The organism is Streptomyces sp. NPDC021622 (assembly GCF_040640795.1).
Classification (GTDB): domain Bacteria; phylum Actinomycetota; class Actinomycetes; order Streptomycetales; family Streptomycetaceae; genus Streptomyces.
The window spans coordinates 103,217-120,035 of record NZ_JBFACK010000024.1 but is presented as its reverse complement, the minus strand read 5'-3'; the positions used below and the strand labels follow the sequence as shown (position 1 = coordinate 120,035).

The window sequence follows — 16,819 nt, the reverse complement described above, 5'->3', positions numbered from 1 at the left end:
GAATGGCTTGTTCACACGATGTTCGCGGAGATCTTGAAGCCCGCGAGCGCGGGCAGCGGTTAGGATCACGGCGTGATGACAGCCAGGTCACTTTCCGGTGTGTCGCGGAGTCGCTCATCAGCGGCTCCGCTGCGTCTCCTTGGATTGGGCCTGATCCTCTTCGGTCTGCTGTACACCCATGCGGCGAGCCCCGATGCGACGGTGGGGCACCTGGCGTCGGCAGAAGGCGTCTCGGCGCAGGCCGTCGACGCCCCGCACTCCGTCCTGGTGCGACACGCTGCGGGCGCGAGCCAAGGGCACGACGCCACCGACCAGCCGAGCGGCGGTCACGGACACCACGGCGGGCAGCACGCCTTCGAGGAGTGCGGCATCGGGCAGCCGTCCCAGGGGCCCGAAGTGGATGTCCCCGCGCTGTCTCCACTGGGTCTGGCGGTCGAGGACGAGGCGCCGCACATCGCGCAGGTCCATCCATCTGCCGTACGGGGCTTCGTCGTTCCGATACCGCATGCGGCGGAGTCCCCTGTTCTGCGTATCTAGGTCAGCGCTTCTCGGCGTCTGACCTCCCTCCTGTGCCCTTCTGCGCGCGGCGTGGGGATGGTCGACGGTTCACAGCCGCCCCCACCCATTTCCTGCCCTGCCCGGGATGTCCCGGCGCGGGCAGCCGCCGCACGGAGGATCTGTGCAGCCCTGCTCCGTCGATCCGCGCCTCAGGCACCGGATCGTCCTCATCTGGACTGTTCTGAGCGTTCTGCTCCTCACATTGGTGCCGTGCGCCGCCGAACCGTCACATGAGGCAGCCCACCCGCCGAGCCACTCCGGCCAGGCGTCGAGCTCGCCGCCGGCGCCGGAGGCGCACGAGGACTGCTCCGTCACCGACCCGGGCCCCAGCAGGCCCGCTCCCGCACCCGTACGCGCCCTGCCGCACACGCCTGCGGTCTCGACGTCGCAGACCACCGTCCGGCCACCCGCCGATGGGCTCTTCGGCGCGGCGCACGGCCCGGCGCCGAGTGGCGGCCGGACCACTCTCGCCGCCCTGTGCAGGTGGCTGATCTAGAAGCGGCCCTTGCGGTCGGCCCCGGTCGATCCGCCGCACGGCGCGCCCGACAAGCGCCCCGTGCGAGACGAGCGCCCGCACAGCTTCTACAGCGAAATGAGAGCGAAACAGATGCACTCCCTGACCACGAGTGACTTCCATCCCGCGGGATCCAGTCTCCAAGGGCTCGTCGGAAACACCCCCTTGCTGAGGGTGTCCGAGCCGTTCACCCCGGCCGACCGGGGATTCTGGGCCAAGCTGGAAGGCTTCAACCCCGGCGGCATCAAGGACCGCCCCGGACTCCACATGGTGGAACGAGCCCGGACCCGCGGCGACTTGCAGCCGGGGAGCCCCATCGTCGAGTCGACGAGCGGCACCCTCGGTCTGGGCCTCGCCCTGGCCGGAATGGCCTACGGCCACCCCGTCACCCTCGTCACCGACCCGGGCCTCGAACCCTCCATGACCCGGCTCCTTGCCGCCTACGGCGGCACGGTCGACATGGTGTCCGAACCGCACCCCACCGGCGGCTGGCAGCAGGCCCGCCGGGACCGGGTCGACGAACTCCTCGCCGAGCTGCCCGGGGCCTGGTGCCCCGATCAGTACAACAACCCCGACAACGTCGCCGCGTACACACCCCTGGGCCTCGAACTCGCCTCCCAGATGGGCCATGTCGACGTACTCGTGTGCAGTGTCGGCACCGGCGGCCACTCGGCGGGCATCTCCCGGGTCCTGCGTCAGCTCTACCCCGAGCTGCGGCTCGTGGGGGTGGACACCGTCGGTTCGACCATCTTCGGGCAGCCCGCGAGGCCCCGCCTGATGCGCGGGCTCGGGTCGAGCATCTACCCGCGCAATGTCGCGTACGAGAACTTCAGCGAGGTGCACTGGGTGGCGCCCGCCGAATCCGTCTGGGCCTGCAGGCAGTTGGCGGCATCCCACTACGCGACGGGCGGATGGAGCGTCGGAGCCGTCGCGCTCGTGGCCGGCTGGCTCGCCCGCACGCTCCCCAGGGACACCCGGATCGTCGCGATCTTCCCGGACGGACCTCAGCGCTATCTGGAGACCGTGTACGACGACCAGTACTGCGCCGACAAGGGCCTGTCGGGGGTGGTCCCCGCGCCGGAACCGGAGGTGGTGGGCCGGCCCGACGAAAAGGAAGTGAACCGCTGGACCCGCTGCACCGACGTCGTCGACCCGCTCTCGCTCCTGGTCAAGGACCGCGGCGAAGGCGTGGAAGGAGCGGACCGGTGAAGGGCACCATCGCGCAGGTCCGTTCCTACGACCGGAGCGTCCAGCTGCTCCTCGCCAACCAGTTCACCATCAACCTCGGCTTCTACATGCTGATGCCGTACCTGGCACAGCACCTGTCCGGCTCCCTCGGCCTGGCCGGCTGGCTGGTCGGACTCGTCATGGGCGTACGCAACTTCAGCCAGCAGGGCATGTTCCTCATCGGCGGAACGCTCGCCGACCGGTTCGGCTACAAGCCGTTGATCGTCGCCGGATGCGTCCTGCGCACCGTCGGCTTCGCGACGCTCGGCCTGGTGGACTCCGTGCCGGCGCTGATCGCGGCATCGGCGGCCACCGGCTTCGCGGGGGCGCTCTTCAACCCCGCGGTGCGCGCCTATCTGGCGGCCGACGCGGGGGAGCGCCGCGTGGAGGCCTTCGCGCTGTTCAACGTCTTCTACCAGGCGGGCATCCTCCTCGGCCCGCTGGTGGGCATGCTGCTGACGGGGGTCGACTTCCGGATCACCTGCCTGGTCTCGGCGGCGATCTTCGCGCTGCTCAGCGTCGTACAGATCCGTGCGTTGCCTGCCCGCCGGGGCACCCGAGGAGGCGAAGGCGATGCCCGGGAAAGTGTGCTGTCCCAGTGGCGCGGTGTGCTGGCCAACCGGGCGTTCCTGCTCTTCTCCCTCGCCATGATCGGCTCGTACGTTCTGTCGTTCCAGGTCTATCTGGCCTTGCCGCTGGAGGTGCGACGCGTCGGCGGGGACGGCGAGTTCGGCACCGTCGCCGTTGCCCTGCTCTTCGCCGCATCCGGTCTGGCGACCATCCTCGGCCAGACCCGGGTGACCGCCTGGTGCAAGGAGCACCTGGATCCGGGACGGGCGCTTGCCTGGGGTCTTCTGATGATGGGGGCTGCGTTCCTGCCGCTGCTCGCGGCCACGGCGCTGCCCGTTCCGGAGGGCGGGATGGGCCGCTGGCTCCTCGCCGCCGTTCCGCCGACGCTCGCGGCACTGATGCTGGCCCTGGGCACGATGGTCGCGTACCCCTTCGAGATGGACACCATCGTCCGGCTCTCGGGTGACCGTCTCGTCGCCACGCACTACGGCCTGTACAACACCATCTGCGGCATCGGGATCACCGCGGGCAACCTGCTGACCGGAGCGGCCCTGGACGCGGCCCGGGAGGCCGGCATGTCCGCGCTGCCCTGGCTCGCGCTGCTCGTGGTGGGCCTCGGCTGCTCGGCCGCGCTCTACGGCCTGCACCGGGCGGGCCGCCTGGAACCCGCCGCGCCACCGGCACAGCCGGCGACGGTCTGACCGGATCCGCAGCTGACCGGGGGCGGGCGGCGATCCCGCCTGTCCCCGGTCCGAGGGGGTGAGCCGCGTCTCACCGGGGCGGTCGCCCTTGCCTATGCAACTAGTTGCACAGCAAGATCCAGGTATGGCGATCGAGCACGCGATCCTCGTGTCCCTCCTTGAACAGCCGGGCTCGGGTTATGAACTGGCCCGCAGGTTCGAGCGGTCCATCGGATACTTCTGGACCGCCACCCACCAGCAGATCTACCGCGTGCTCAAGCGCATGGAGAGCGACGGCCTGCTCGATGTCCGGGATGTGCCGCAGCACGGCCGTCCGGACAAGAAGGAGTACGCCGTCGCCGCCGAAGGACGGGCCGCACTCTCCGCATGGCTGCACGAGCCGATCGAACCCGAGAGCGTCCGGCACGACCTCGCCGTGAAGATCCGGGGCGCGGCCTTCGACGACCCGGCCGCGCTGATCCGCGAGGTGGAGCGGTACCAGCAGGTGCACACCGAGCGCCTCGCCCACTACCTCGCGGGCGAGGAGCGCGACTTCCCGGAGTCGGGGGCGCCCGCCGCCGGTCCGCCCGATGCCGGCCGCGAGCTCCAGCACGTCGTGCTGCGCGGCGGCATCGCGTACGAGCGGATGACGCTCGTCTGGCTCGACGACGTGCTCGCCACCCTCCGCCGACTCGCCACCACCCCGCACACCCTCCGAGCCGAAAGGCGTGACCCATGACCGACGCGCTCCTGTTCAACCCGCGCACCTACGACCCGGCGCACTTCGACCCCGAGACCCGCAGGCTTCTTCGCGCCACGGTCGACTGGTTCGAGGAGCGCGGCAAGCGGCAGCTGATCGAGGACTACCGGACCCGGGCCTGGCTCGGCGACTTCCTCGCCTTCTCCGCCAAGGAGGGGCTTTTCGAGACGTTCCTGACGCCGTCGTCCGCCGCCGGTGACGGTGAGGGGGACAAGCGTTGGGACACCGCCCGCATCGCCGCCCTCAACGAGATCCTCGGCTTCTACGGCCTCGACTACTGGTACGCCTGGCAGGTCACCATCCTCGGCCTCGGCCCGGTCTGGCAGAGCGACAACGCCGCCGCCCGCGCCCGCGCCGCCGAACTCCTCGCGCAGGGCGAGGTGTTCGCCTTCGGCCTGTCCGAGAAGTCCCACGGCGCCGACATCTACTCCACCGACATGCTCCTGGAGCCCGACGGCCAGGGCGGCTTCCGGGCCACCGGATCCAAGTACTACATCGGCAACGGTAACGCGGCCGGACTGGTCTCCGTCTTCGGCCGCCGCACCGATGTCGAGGGCCCGGACGGCTATGTCTTCTTCGCCGCCGACAGCCGCCACGAGGCGTACCACCTCGTCAAGAACGTCGTCGACTCCTCGAAGTACGTCAGCGAGTTCCGCCTGGAGGGCTACCCGGTCGCCCCGCAGGACGTCCTGCACACCGGCCGCGCCGCCTTCGACGCCGCCCTCAACACGGTCAACGTCGGCAAGTTCAACCTCTGCACCGCCTCCATCGGCATCTGCGAGCACGCGATGTACGAGGCCGTCACCCACGCGCAGAACCGCATCCTCTACGGCCGCCCCGTCACCGCTTTCCCGCACGTGCGGCGCGAGTTGACCGACGCGTACGTCCGGCTCGTCGGCATGAAGCTGTTCAGCGACCGGGCCGTCGACTACTTCCGCTCGGCAGGACCCGACGACCGCCGCTACCTCCTCTTCAACCCGATGACGAAGATGAAGGTGACCACGGAGGGCGAGAAGGTCATCGACCTGATGTGGGACGTCATCGCCGCCAAGGGCTTCGAGAAGGACAACTACTTCGCCCAGGCGGCCGTCGAGATCCGGGGCCTGCCGAAGCTGGAGGGCACCGTCCACGTCAACCTGGCGCTGATCCTCAAGTTCATGGGCAACCACCTGCTTAACCCGGCCGAGTACGAGCCGGTGCCCACCCGCCTGGACGCGGCCGACGACGACTTCCTCTTCCGGCAGGGACCGGCCCGCGGGCTTGGCTCCATCCGCTTCCACGACTGGCGCACGGCCTACGACGCGTACGCCCACCTGCCCAACGTCGGCCGCCTGCGCGAACAGGCCGACGCCCTCTGCGAGTTCGTCACCACCGCGGCCCCCGACGAGGAGCAGAGCCGCGACCTCGACCTGTTGCTCGCCGTCGGCCAGCTCTTCGCGCTCGTCGTGCACGGCCAGCTGGTCCTGGAGCAGGCGCGTCTGACGGACCTCGACGAGGACGTTCTGGACGAGCTGTTCGCCGTCCTCGTACGGGACTTCTCCGCGCACGCCGTCGAGCTGCACGGCAAGGACTCCGCCACCGAGCAGCAGCAGCGCTGGGCGCTCGGCGCCGTGCGGCGCCCGGCCGTCGACGAGGCGCGTGCGGGCCGGGTCTGGCAGCGCGTCGAGGCGCTGTCGGGGGCGTACGAGATGGCGGAGTAACCGTCACCACGCCCGCTCCGGTCCGGCGCCTGCCCTCAGCCTCTACGGGGCTGAGGGTAGGGCTGGCCACAGGAAGAACTCGGGGGATGGCCGGGGCGAGAGAGAGCGGTGCCGCGGCCTAGCGTGCGGTGCATGCGGATGAACTCCTATATACGGGCTGCTGTTTCAGGTGTGGCGATACTGACCGTGGGGGCGGGGCTTTCACCCGCCGCTGCCGCCGACAAGGCGACGGGGGCGCCGGGCCTCGCGCGCTACCACGGTCAGTCCGTCGACTGGCACGACTGCACGCTCGGCCCCGACGACACCACCGGAAAGAAGCTGGACGCCGCGGGCGCCCAGTGCGCCGACCTGACCGTGCCGCTCGACTACGGCGACCCCGGCGGCCGGACCATCACCGTCGCCGTCTCGCGTCTCCGCGCCACCGACCGCGCGCACCGCGTCGGCCCGCTGCTGCTCAACAACGGCGGCCCCGGCGGCCCGAGCCTCGAGATGCCGGTCACCGTCGGCGAGACCATGGGGAAGGTGGCCGGGAAGTACGACCTCATCGGCATGGACCCGCGGTTCGTCGGCCGTTCCACGCCGCTGGACTGCGGCTGGGACATCGGCTCCATGGTCTTCTCGGCCGGCCGCGACCGGGCCGGATACCAGCGCTCCGTCGCACGCCAGCGGGACCTGGCCGACCGGTGCAAGCGGACGAACGGCGACGTGCTGCCGCATGTCAGCACCCGCAACACCGCCCGCGACATGGACGTCGTCAGGGCCGCGCTCGGCGCGAAGCGGATCTCCTACCTCGGCTACTCGTACGGCAGTTACCTCGGCGAGGTCTACACCGAACTGTTCCCCGGCCGCACCGACCGCATGGTCCTCGACGGCGTCATCGACCCCGCCCGCTACAGCCAGACCCTGCTCGCGGACGCCACCGGAGCCAACGAGCGGGCCCTGCGCGCCTGGGCGGCCTGGACCGCGGCGCGCGACGACACCTACGGGCTCGGCGCCACGACCGGCGCCGTCCTTGCCACCGTGCGCCACATCCACGAGGCCGCGGCCGACGAGCCCTTGCGGGTCGGGGAGTTCCGGGTCGACGAGCACTCCCTGCCCGTCGTCTACTTCGGCGGTCTGGGCGGCGACCGAGACGAGAACCGCGCCGTTCTGGCCACCATGACCAGGACGCTGGAGCGGGCCGCCGACCGTGAACACGTCGACCCGGGGCCGGAGTTGAGCGAAGTTCTGACCTACCTGACGACCGAGGCGGGCTCGCATCAGGGCAGCGTGCAGGCCGCCATCCTGTGCGGGGACGTCGCGACCCGCCGCGGGACCGACAGCTACTGGCGCGACATCCAGGCCGCCCGCGACAAGGCTCCCTTCGCCGCCCCGCTGACGTACAACATCTCCGCCTGTGAGTTCTGGGACGCCCCGGCCGAGAAGCCGACCGTCGTCGACAACGACGTACCGGCACTCCTTGTCAACGCCACCGGTGACACACGGACCACCTACTCCGGGGCCCGCCGGATGCGTGACCAGTGGTCGAAGTCCCGCCTTATCACCCTCCCCGGGGCGAACCAGCACGGCGTCTACGGCGACTACGGCAACGCCTGCACGGACCGGCGGGTCAACGCCTACCTGGCCACCGGGAAGCTGCCCGAGCGTGACGTGACCTGCCGCGCCTAGCCCGCCGGTCGTGCCCGGGGTCGGACCGCACCCGAGCCCGCCTGCTGGGACCGGCAGGCGGAGGGCCCTTCGGGAAGGGTGCGGTCCAAGTCCCGTCCCCCGGGGGTGCTGTTCGGGTTCCCCGTAACCGTCAGGCCATGCCTCTCTCGCGCTCACCGCCATAATGTGCGGATGACTGTCGTCGTCGTGGGCGCCGGACCTGCGGGTCTCACCGTTGCCAACATCCTGCGTGCCGCATCCGTGGACTGCGTGGTCCTGGAGACGGAGAGCAGGGAGTTCATCGAACAGCGGCCCCGCGCGGGCTTCTTGGAGGAGTGGGCGGTGCGCGCCCTGGAGGAGCGCGGGCTCGCCGACCGGCTCCTGGAACACGCGACGGCGCACAGCGAGTGCGAGTTCCGCAGCGCGGGGGAGCGGCACCGGTTCCGCTATGCCGAGTTGTCCGGGCACCGCCATTTCGTCTATCCCCAGCCGCTGTTGGTGACGGATCTGGTGCGCTCCTACGCCGACGACGCGGGCGGCGACATCCGTTTCGGCGTACGCGATGTGGAACTGCACGGCCTCGACACGGACCGGCCGTCGGTGTCGTACACGGACCCGGCGACGGGTGAGCGGGTGCGCGTCGAGTGCGACGCCGTCGCCGGCTGCGACGGGGCGCGCGGTGTGACGCGCGCCTGCCTGCCCGATGAGCACGTGACCGTCGCCCGGCACGACTACGGCATCGGGTGGCTTGCGCTGCTCGCCGAGGCACCGCCGTCATCGGACTGTGTCGTCTTCGGGCTCCACCCCCGAGGCTTCGCCGCCCATATGGCCCGCAGCCCCGAGATCACCCGCTACTACCTGGAGTGCCCGCCGGGCGACGACCCGGTCAACTGGCCCGACGAGCGGGTGTGGTCCGAGCTGCACGCCCGCCTCGCGGCGGACGGCGCGCGGCCGCTCACCGAAGGGCGGATCGTCGAGAAGCGCGTCCTGGACATGCACAACTACGTCGTGGAGCCCATGTCCTACGGGCGGCTCCACCTCGCCGGCGACGCCGCCCACCTCGCGGCCCCGATCGCCGCGAAGGGCATGAACCTCGCGCTGCACGACGCGTTCCTCCTCGGCGACGCGCTCGTCGCGTACGACAAGGACGGCGACGACAGCGGGCTGCGCGGCTATTCGGCGGCCTGTCTGCCGCGGGTGTGGCAGTACCAGGAGTTCTCGCAGTGGTTCGCGGACGTGCTGCACGGGACATCGTCCGGTGACGCCTTCAAGGCGGGCACCGCGGGTGCCCGCCTGCGCAGGGTGCTCGGCTCGCGCGCCGCGGCGGCCGCCTTCGCCGAGCTCTACATCGGCAGGGAAGTCGACAACTGAGCCGGTGAAGGCGGGAGTTGAGCCTTGGGGTCGCCTACTGCCCGTACCAGACCGTCGTCATGTTGCAGAACTCGCGGATGCCGTGCCCCGACAGCTCACGCCCGTAGCCCGAGCGCTTCACGCCGCCGAAGGGCAGGCCGGGGTGGGACGCCGTCATGCCGTTGAAGAAGACGCCGCCCGCCTGGATGTCCCGTGCGCAGCGTGCCATCTCGTCGTCGTCACGGGTCCAGACATTTGAACTGAGCCCGAACGACGTGGTGTTGGCGAGCTCCACGGCCTCGTCCAGGTTCGCCACGCGGTAGAGCGTGGCCACCGGGCCGAACGCCTCCTCGCGGTGGATGCGCATCTGCGGGGTGACATCGGCGAGGACGGTGGGGGAGTAGTACCAGCCCCGCTCCTGCTCCTTGGGGCGCTGCCCGCCGCACAGCGCGGTGGCGCCGTGGCCCAGCGCGTCGTCGACGAGCTCCTCCAGATCGGCGCGGCCCTGCTCGGAGGCGAGCGGGCCGACGTCGGTGTCCTCGTCCATCGGGTCGCCGACGGTCAACTCCCGCATTCCGGCGACGAATCGGTCGCGGAACGCGTCGTAGACGTCGGCGTGCACGATGAAGCGCTTCGCGGCGATGCAGGACTGGCCGTTGTTCTGTACGCGGGCCGTCACCGCGACCGTGGCGGCGCGGTCGATGTCGGCGCTCGGCAGCACGAGGTAGGGGTCGCTGCCGCCCAGTTCCAGGACGGTCTTCTTGATCTCGTGGCCCGCGATGGATGCCACCGACTGGCCCGCCGGTTCGCTGCCGGTGAGGGTCGCCGCGGCCACCCGCTCGTCGCGCAGGATGCCCTCCACGGCACCCGAGCCGACGAGCAGCGTCTGGAAGCAGCCGTGCGGGAACCCGGCGCGCAGGAAGAGATCCTCCAGGTACAGGGCCGTCTGGGGGACGTTCGACGCGTGCTTGAGCAGCCCGACGTTGCCGGCCATCAGGGCGGGGGCGGCGAAGCGGACGACCTGCCAGAGCGGGAAGTTCCACGGCATCACCGCGAGCACGGGGCCGATCGGCCGGTAGCGGACGACCGCACGGGACGCCCCGGAGTCCGCCACATCGGCCGGCGCGGGGTGCTCGTCGGTGAGCAGTGCCTCGGCGTGCTCGGCGTACCAGCGCATGGCCTTGACGCACTTGGCCGCCTCGGCCCTCGCGGCCTTGACGGGCTTGCCCATCTCCGTCGTCATGGTGCGGGCGACGAAGGGGACGTCCTCCTCCAGGAGGTCCGCGGCCCGGTTCAGGAGCCGGGCCCGCTCGGCGAAGTCGGTGAGGCGATGCTGGGCGTACGCGGCCTCGGCGGCCGCAAGGCGGCGCTCGACCTCCTCGTGCGCGAGCGGCTGGAAGGTCTCGAGCGTCTCGCCGGTGGCGGGATTGACCGTGGCGATGGGCATGCCGTTCCTCCTCGGGGCGCCTGTTGGGGCGTCCGGACGATGCGTCCCCCGGGATTTCCAGCGTAGGGGGACGGAGCCGAGGGGGCACGTGCACGAGCCGTGGTCGTTTAGGGCAAGGGGGCACCTAGGGCAACGGTTCACCGCGGGCGGCGACCCACAGCTCGTACCACTCCTCGTGGGTGAGGTCCGGCTCGCGGTGTGCGGCGTCGCGGCAGGCGAGGATGCGCTCGGGCCTGCTGGTGCCGATGACGGGCGCGATACGCGCCGGATGACGCTGGAGCCACCACAGGAGAATCGTCTCCGGCGTCGTCTGCTTGCGCTCGGCCAACCTGGTGACGAGCCGCCCGGCGGGTGAGTCCTGGCCTCCGCTGTAGCGGCCCTGGGCGAGGGATCCCCAGGCCTGCAGCTGGAGACCGTTGGCGGCGCAGTACTCGATCGTTCCGTGCGGGAAGCCGTTGCCGGTCGCGGCCGGAGTGTTGAGGAGCACGCCTGACTCGACCCAGTCGCGGCTGCCCAGGCTCATCTCCAGCTGATTGGCGACCAGCGGAACGTCGAGATGTGCCTGCAGATGGTCGATCTGCGCGGCGCTCATGTTGGACACGCCGAAGTGGCGCACCAGGCCCTGCCCGTGGAGCGAGGCGAGCGCCTTCGCGATCTCGTCGGGGCCGGTCAGCGGGTCGGGCCGGTGCAGCAGCAGTACGTCGATGACATCGGTGCGCAGCCGGGTGAGGCTCTCCTCGACGCGCTGAACGATGTTCGCCTCCCGCAGGTCGTACAGGCCGGGGCGCTCGCCGTCGGTGAGCCGGATGCCGCACTTGGTCTGCAGGAGGATGCGCCCGCGCAGTTCGGGCGCCCTGGCGAGGACCTGGCCGAAGACCGCCTCGGACTTGCCGTGCCGGTAGATGTCGGCGTGGTCGAACGCCGTGATGCCGACGGCGAGCGCGGCTTCCACCGACGCCTCGGCGTGCGCGATGTCGGCGGCCGTGTACGGCGTGGTGTCCCAGGTCCCGCCGATTCCCATGCACCCGTACAGCAGACGGTGGGTGCGTACGTCGGACTGCGCTGTCATGCCACTCCCTCGATGATGGATCCGCTCATCCTCGCGCGGGTGCCGCCGTCCTGGGAACGGCGGCACCCGCGCGAGACGCGGCGTCAGCCGGCCTTTGCCCCCGTGTGCAGGGCAAGGGCGCTGCGCGCGGGCAGCTTCGTCTCGATCTTGCCGTCGTCGCCGACGGTGACGGTGTTGCCGTCGCAGCTGTCCGGCGAGGCCTTGGCGACATTGCAGTATGTGCCGCCGGGCAGGGATGTCGCGAACGTCTGGGTGAGCTCGCCGTCGCCGTTGTTGAGGGCGACGAATCCCTTGGCGCCGCGGCCGAAGGCCAGCGCGCTGCCGCCGTTGTCCCACCAGTCGGTCAGCTCGGCCGTGCCGACCTCGTTGCGGAACCCGACCAGGCCGGTGACCGCCTTGTCGGCGTGCGTGTTCGTCCAGCCGTCGGCGCCGCTCGGCGGGCCTGCGTCCTTGTCGGACCACTCGTAGCCGGAGTACACGTTGGGCGAGCCGTAGGGCGATGCGAGCATGAAGACATTGGCCAGCGTGTAGCTCGCGCCGTCCTTGTAGGTGAGCGTCGAGCCGTTGCGCTCGGTGTCCCAGTTGTCGACGAACGTACGGGCCGAGGCGCTGCCCAGCTTGCCGTCCGCGACGGACTTCAGCTGGGCGATCGAGCCGCCCTGGAAGGCGCTCTTGAGGTGCCCGCCGTAACGGAACTCGTCGACGTCACCGATGCCCGTGTACTCCTCGGGCTGAACGGCCTCGCCGCCGCCGTGGATGACCTCCGACACCCAGTAGCCGGGGTCGCTCATCTTGCCCTTGATGGCGGCGATGTCGTCGGCGGCCATGTGCTTGGCGGCGTCGATGCGGAAGCCGTCCACGCCCAACGACCGCAGATCGCCGAGGTAGTCGGCGATCGTGGTGCGGACCGCGTCGCTGCCGGTGTCGAGGTCGGCGAGGCCCACCAGCTCGCAGTTCTGGACGTTGTCCCGGTTGGTGTAGTCGTTGATGTTCGAGCGGCAGGTGTGGAAGTCCGCGTCCCGGAAGTACCCGGGATAGCCGTACTTCGTGTACGCGGTGCCGCCGGTGCCCGTCCCGGAACCGGCCGCCATGTGGTTGATGACGGCGTCCGCGATGACCTTCACGCCCGCCTTGTGGCAGGCGTCGACCATGCCGGCGAACGCGTCGCGGTCACCGAGCCGTCCCGCGATCTTGTAGCTGACGGGCTGGTACGAGGTCCACCACTGCGCGCCCCGGATGTGCTCGGTGGCGGGTGACACCTCGACATAGCCGTACCCGGCAGGGCCGAGCTGATCGGTGCAGGCCGTGGCGACGTCCTTGAACGGGCGCTCGAACATGGTGGCCGTGACGGTCTTCTCGCCGGGGGGTGTCGCCTGTGACTGCCAGGGCGCGAACGTGGCGAGGCCGGCCGCGGCGAGTATTCCGGCCGACACCCCGCCCAGCAGGCGGAATCGGTGGTGCATGGATGCGGCTCCTTCGAGGAACGGGCACGGGTGTGCCCACGAAGACAGCCACGCGCCAGGCTGTCGTGGGGGGATTTCCGCGGCCGAGCCTGCCTGTTGCGCAGAAAACCGTCAAGATTTTCTGCAAGAACCGTCATGGGCTTGCACCCGGGCTCAGGCGCGCTCAGGTCGGACGCTGGTCCTGTCGTCCCGAGTCCTGTCGCCCCGATGCCGTCGAGTCGCGCACCACCAGCTCCGGCATGAAGACGAACTCGCTGTGCGGCGCGGGCGTTCCGCCGATCTCCTCCAGGAGCGTACGCACCGACGCCTGGCCCATCGCCTGGACGGGCTGGCGGATGGTGGTCAGCGGCGGATCGGTGAACGCTATGAGCGGGGAGTCGTCGTAGCCGACCACGGAGATGTCGCGCGGCACCGCCAAGTCCCGTTCCCTGGCTGCCCGGACGGCGCCGAGCGCCATCATGTCGCTGGCGCACACGATCGCCGTACAGCCACGGCCGATCAGCGTGCCCGCCGCGGCCTGGCCGCCCTCCAGCGTGTAGAGGGAGTGCTCGATCAGCTCCTCCGACTCCGCGGGCGACATCCCGAGGCGCTCGCGCATGCCGATCTGGAAGCCCTCGATCTTGCGCAGTACGGGCACGAAGCGCTTGGGCCCGACGGCGAGCCCGATGCGCGTGTGGCCGAGCGATGCGAGATGCGTGACGGCAAGGCGGGCCGCGGCCCGGTCGTCCGTGGAGATGAAAGGGGCCTGCACCTTGGGCGAGAAGCCGTTGACCAGGACGTACGGAACGCCCTTGCCGCGCAGCACTTCGTACCGCTCCATGTCGGCGGTGGTGTCGGCGTGCAGCCCGGAGACGAAGATGATCCCCGAGACGCCGCGGTCCACCAGCATGTCGGTGAGCTCGTCCTCGGTGGAGCCGCCCGGGGTCTGGGTGGCGAGCACGGGCGTGTAGCCCTGGCGGGTCAGGGCCTGGGCGATGACCTGGGCGAGCGCCGGGAAGATGGGGTTGTCCAGCTCGGGCGTGATCAGACCGACCAGGCCCGCGCTGCTGCGGAGGCGCAGCCGCGAGGGGCGCTCGAAGCCGAGCATGTCGAGTGCGGCGAGGACGGATTCACGGGTGGCGGCCGCGACTCCGGGCTTGCCGTTGAGCACCCGGCTCACGGTGGCTTCGCTGACGCCCGCCTGCGCTGCGATGTCGACGAGCCGTGCGGTCATGGACGGGACTGTACCGGGCGGCTGCCGGATTGCCCACAGGCTGCCGAAACTTGCAGAAAGTCCGTCTCTGCAAGGTACTTGCAGGGTTGCGGCGGCAGAAGAGGCGAGTCGGGGGCGCCTGAAGTGGCCTGTCAAGCGGGGTGACGGCAACCTTCAGGACACGCGGCGGTAACGATCAACAGTCCTTGCTGAAATTTCCCGCAAGGTCTTTCGGTCGCTTTTCAATCCTGTTACGTTCCGTGGCAACCCGGCGCCGCGTCCAGTGCGGCTCGTAGGAGACACCTCTCGTCGGGGTCCCGTCTCCCCTTGTCTTCGGGTTCAGTTGAAGGAGTTCACATGCGGCGTGGCATAGGAGCCACCGCGCTGGTCGCGGCCCTGACCTTGACGGCGGCAGCGTGCGGTGGCGACGACGGTGACAGTGGCAAGAACAGTTCGGGCAAACTGTCCGGCACCGTCACTTTCTGGGACACCTCGAACGACGCCGAGAAGGGGACGTACGAGAAGCTCGCCAAGGGCTTCGAGGAGCTTCACCCGGGCGTCAAGGTCAACTATGTGAGCGTCGCGTTCGGCGAGGCCAACGCCAAGTTCAAGAACGCCGCGGGCGGCAACTCCGGAGCCCCGGACGTGATGCGCACCGAGGTCGCCTGGGTCGCGGACTTCGCCAACCTCGGCTACCTCGCCCCGCTGGAGGGCACCCCCGCGCTCGACGACGCGGGCGACTACCTCCCGCAGGCCGCGGCGAGCACCAAGTTCAAGGGCAAGACGTACGCCGCCCCGCAGACCATCGACACCCTGGCGCTCTTCTACAACAAGAAGATGCTCAAGGCCGCCGGCGTCGAGGCGCCCAAGACCTTCGACGAGGTGAAGAGCGCCGCGAAGAAGATCAAGTCGAAGTCCGGCAAGACCGGCCTCTACCTGCGCGGCGACGACCCGTACTACTACCTCCCGTACCTCTACGGAGAGGGCGGCGACCTCCTCGACACCAAGAACAAGAAGATCACCGTCGACGACCCCCAGGGCGCGGCCGCGTTCAAGGTCATGAAGGACCTGGTCGACTCCAAGGCGGCGACCACCGACGCGAGCGACGGCTACAACAACCAGCTGAACGCCTTCAAGGACGGCGACGTCGCGATGGCGCTCGACGGCCCCTGGTCCATCGAGGGCGCCCTGCAGGGCGAGGAGTTCAAGGGCGACAAGGACAACCTCGGTGTCGCCCCGGTCCCCGGCGGCAGCGACCGGCAGGCGGCCCCGCAGGGCGGCTGGAACCTCGCGGCCTACGCGGGCTCCAAGAACCTCGACGCGAGCTACGAGTTCATCAAGTACATGAGCTCCGCCAAGGTGCAGCAGCAGACCACCGAGAAGCTGAGCCTGCTGCCGACCCGCACCTCCGTCTACGACGTGAAGTCCGTCAAGGGCAACCAGATGGTGCAGTTCTTCAAGCCGGCCGTGGACAAGTCCGTGGAGCGGCCGTGGATCCCCGAGGCGAACGCCCTCTTCGAGCCGATCCGGCTGCAGATGGAGAAGGTGCTCAGCGGCAAGACCTCGCCCGAGGGCGGGGCCAAGGGTGTCGGTGACGCGTACCGCAAGCTCCTGAAGGACTACAAGTAAATGGCTGTTGACAGCAGCCAGTCGCTGGCCAAGGCCGCGGACGCCCAGGGCGTCCGCGGCCGCGGCCCGCGGGCCGGCAAGACCCCCGGACGGCTGCGCAGGGCGCTGTCCACCCACTGGTACGCGTGGGCCATGGTCGCCCCCGTGGTGGCCGTGATCGGCGTGATCATCGGCTATCCGCTGGTGCGCGGCCTCTATCTGTCGACGACCGATGCCAACGAGGCGAACGTCGAGCGCACCATCGGCGTCAACCACATCCCGGCGACGTACAAGTCGGTCGGCCTGGACAACTACACCGCGGTCCTCCAGGACGGCGTGTTCTGGGACCGGCTGACCTGGACCGTCATCTGGACGGTCTCCTGTGTCGCGCTGTCCTTCGGGATCGGCCTGATCCTGGCGAACATGCTCAACCGCAAGCTCGCGGGGCGCTCCTTCTACCGGATGGCGCTGATCCTGCCGTGGGCGGTGCCGGCCTTCGTCTCCGTCTTCACCTGGCGGCTGATCTTCAACGAGAAGAACGGCATCCTCAACAAGATCCTCGCCGGCGGCGGCATCGACGCGATCCCGTGGCTGAACGACCCCACGTGGGCCAAGCTCTCGGTGATCACCGTCAACGTCTGGCTGGGCGTCCCGTTCATGCTGGTCGCCATGCTCGGCGGACTGCAGTCCATACCGGGCGAGCTGTACGAGGCCGCGGAGATGGACGGCGCGAACGCCTGGCAGCGGTTCCGCAACATCACCCTGCCCGGCCTGCGGTCCGTCAGCAGCACGGTCATCCTGATCAGCGGCATCTGGACCTTCAACATGTTCCCGGTGATCTTCCTGCTCACCCGGGGCGGTCCGGGAGACGCCACCGAGATCCTGGTGACGTACGCCTATCGGCTCTCGTTCGTGGTGAGCCCGCGCGACTTCGCCGGATCCGCCGCCTGGGGCGTGATCATTCTGCTGCTCCTTTCGCTCTTCGCGGTGGTCTACCGCCGTGCGCTCCGCAAGCAGGGAGAGGTGTGGTGACC

General features: G+C 69.9%; 14 protein-coding genes. 9 read left to right on the top strand and 5 right to left on the bottom strand.

The annotated features are described in order from the left end of the window. Positions 1–117: 117 nt before the first annotated feature. A complete protein-coding gene (locus tag AB0G47_RS36770) occupies positions 118–507 on the bottom strand; it encodes a hypothetical protein (RefSeq protein WP_360779103.1) in 390 nt (129 codons plus the stop codon). Between the two features lie 172 nt (positions 508–679). Here AB0G47_RS36770 and AB0G47_RS36765 point away from each other — a divergent pair, with 172 nt between their 5' ends. From AB0G47_RS36765 to AB0G47_RS36735, 7 genes are all read left to right on the top strand, one after another. Next, positions 680–1,054, top strand: a complete 375-nt coding sequence (locus AB0G47_RS36765; RefSeq protein WP_360779100.1) for a hypothetical protein — start codon at positions 680–682, stop codon at positions 1,052–1,054. A gap of 111 nt (positions 1,055–1,165) precedes the next feature. Beyond that, complete coding sequence (locus AB0G47_RS36760; protein WP_360779097.1) at positions 1,166–2,281, top strand: PLP-dependent cysteine synthase family protein; 1,116 nt, start codon at positions 1,166–1,168, stop codon at positions 2,279–2,281. Then, positions 2,278–3,570: an MFS transporter gene (locus AB0G47_RS36755; protein ID WP_360779094.1), complete on the top strand. Its 1,293-nt coding sequence runs from the start codon at positions 2,278–2,280 to the stop codon at positions 3,568–3,570. The genes AB0G47_RS36760 and AB0G47_RS36755 overlap by 4 nt, the downstream gene beginning before the upstream one ends. Positions 3,571–3,694: 124 nt before the next feature. After that, a complete protein-coding gene (locus AB0G47_RS36750; RefSeq protein WP_360779091.1) occupies positions 3,695–4,288 on the top strand; it encodes a PadR family transcriptional regulator in 594 nt (197 codons plus the stop codon). Then, the gene (locus AB0G47_RS36745) at positions 4,285–6,009 is read left to right on the top strand and encodes an acyl-CoA dehydrogenase family protein (RefSeq protein ID WP_360779088.1); all 1,725 of its coding nucleotides are present in this window, start codon (positions 4,285–4,287) and stop codon (positions 6,007–6,009) included. The genes AB0G47_RS36750 and AB0G47_RS36745 overlap by 4 nt, the downstream gene beginning before the upstream one ends. A 132-nt stretch (positions 6,010–6,141) precedes the next feature. Further along, complete coding sequence (locus AB0G47_RS36740; RefSeq protein WP_360779085.1) at positions 6,142–7,677, top strand: alpha/beta fold hydrolase; 1,536 nt, start codon at positions 6,142–6,144, stop codon at positions 7,675–7,677. 171 nt (positions 7,678–7,848) lie between these two features. Continuing rightward, on the top strand, positions 7,849–9,027 hold the full coding sequence (locus AB0G47_RS36735; protein ID WP_360779082.1) for a 4-hydroxybenzoate 3-monooxygenase: 1,179 nt from the start codon (positions 7,849–7,851) through the stop codon (positions 9,025–9,027). Between the two features lie 34 nt (positions 9,028–9,061). Here the strand turns inward: AB0G47_RS36735 and AB0G47_RS36730 are convergent, their stop codons facing one another. The 4 genes from AB0G47_RS36730 to AB0G47_RS36715 form a co-directional block, all read right to left on the bottom strand. After that, on the bottom strand, positions 9,062–10,453 hold the full coding sequence (locus tag AB0G47_RS36730) for an NADP-dependent succinic semialdehyde dehydrogenase (RefSeq protein WP_360779079.1): 1,392 nt from the start codon (positions 10,451–10,453) through the stop codon (positions 9,062–9,064). A gap of 124 nt (positions 10,454–10,577) precedes the next feature. Continuing rightward, a complete protein-coding gene (locus AB0G47_RS36725; protein WP_360779076.1) occupies positions 10,578–11,522 on the bottom strand; it encodes an aldo/keto reductase in 945 nt (314 codons plus the stop codon). Between the two features lie 83 nt (positions 11,523–11,605). Continuing rightward, complete coding sequence (locus AB0G47_RS36720) at positions 11,606–12,985, bottom strand: alpha-amylase family protein (RefSeq protein ID WP_360779073.1); 1,380 nt, start codon at positions 12,983–12,985, stop codon at positions 11,606–11,608. 163 nt (positions 12,986–13,148) lie between these two features. Continuing rightward, positions 13,149–14,198, bottom strand: a complete 1,050-nt coding sequence (locus AB0G47_RS36715) for a LacI family DNA-binding transcriptional regulator (protein WP_360779071.1) — start codon at positions 14,196–14,198, stop codon at positions 13,149–13,151. A 336-nt stretch (positions 14,199–14,534) separates the two neighbouring features. On the opposite strand from AB0G47_RS36715, the gene AB0G47_RS36710 reads away from it, so the two are divergent. Both AB0G47_RS36710 and AB0G47_RS36705 read left to right on the top strand, forming a co-directional pair. Further along, positions 14,535–15,806 carry an extracellular solute-binding protein gene (locus AB0G47_RS36710; RefSeq protein ID WP_360779067.1) on the top strand — a complete coding sequence of 424 codons (1,272 nt, stop codon included), beginning with the start codon at positions 14,535–14,537 and terminating at the stop codon, positions 15,804–15,806. After that, the gene (locus AB0G47_RS36705; RefSeq protein WP_360779065.1) at positions 15,807–16,817 is read left to right on the top strand and encodes a sugar ABC transporter permease; all 1,011 of its coding nucleotides are present in this window, start codon (positions 15,807–15,809) and stop codon (positions 16,815–16,817) included. It abuts the gene before it with no gap. Positions 16,818–16,819: the final 2 nt, after the last annotated feature.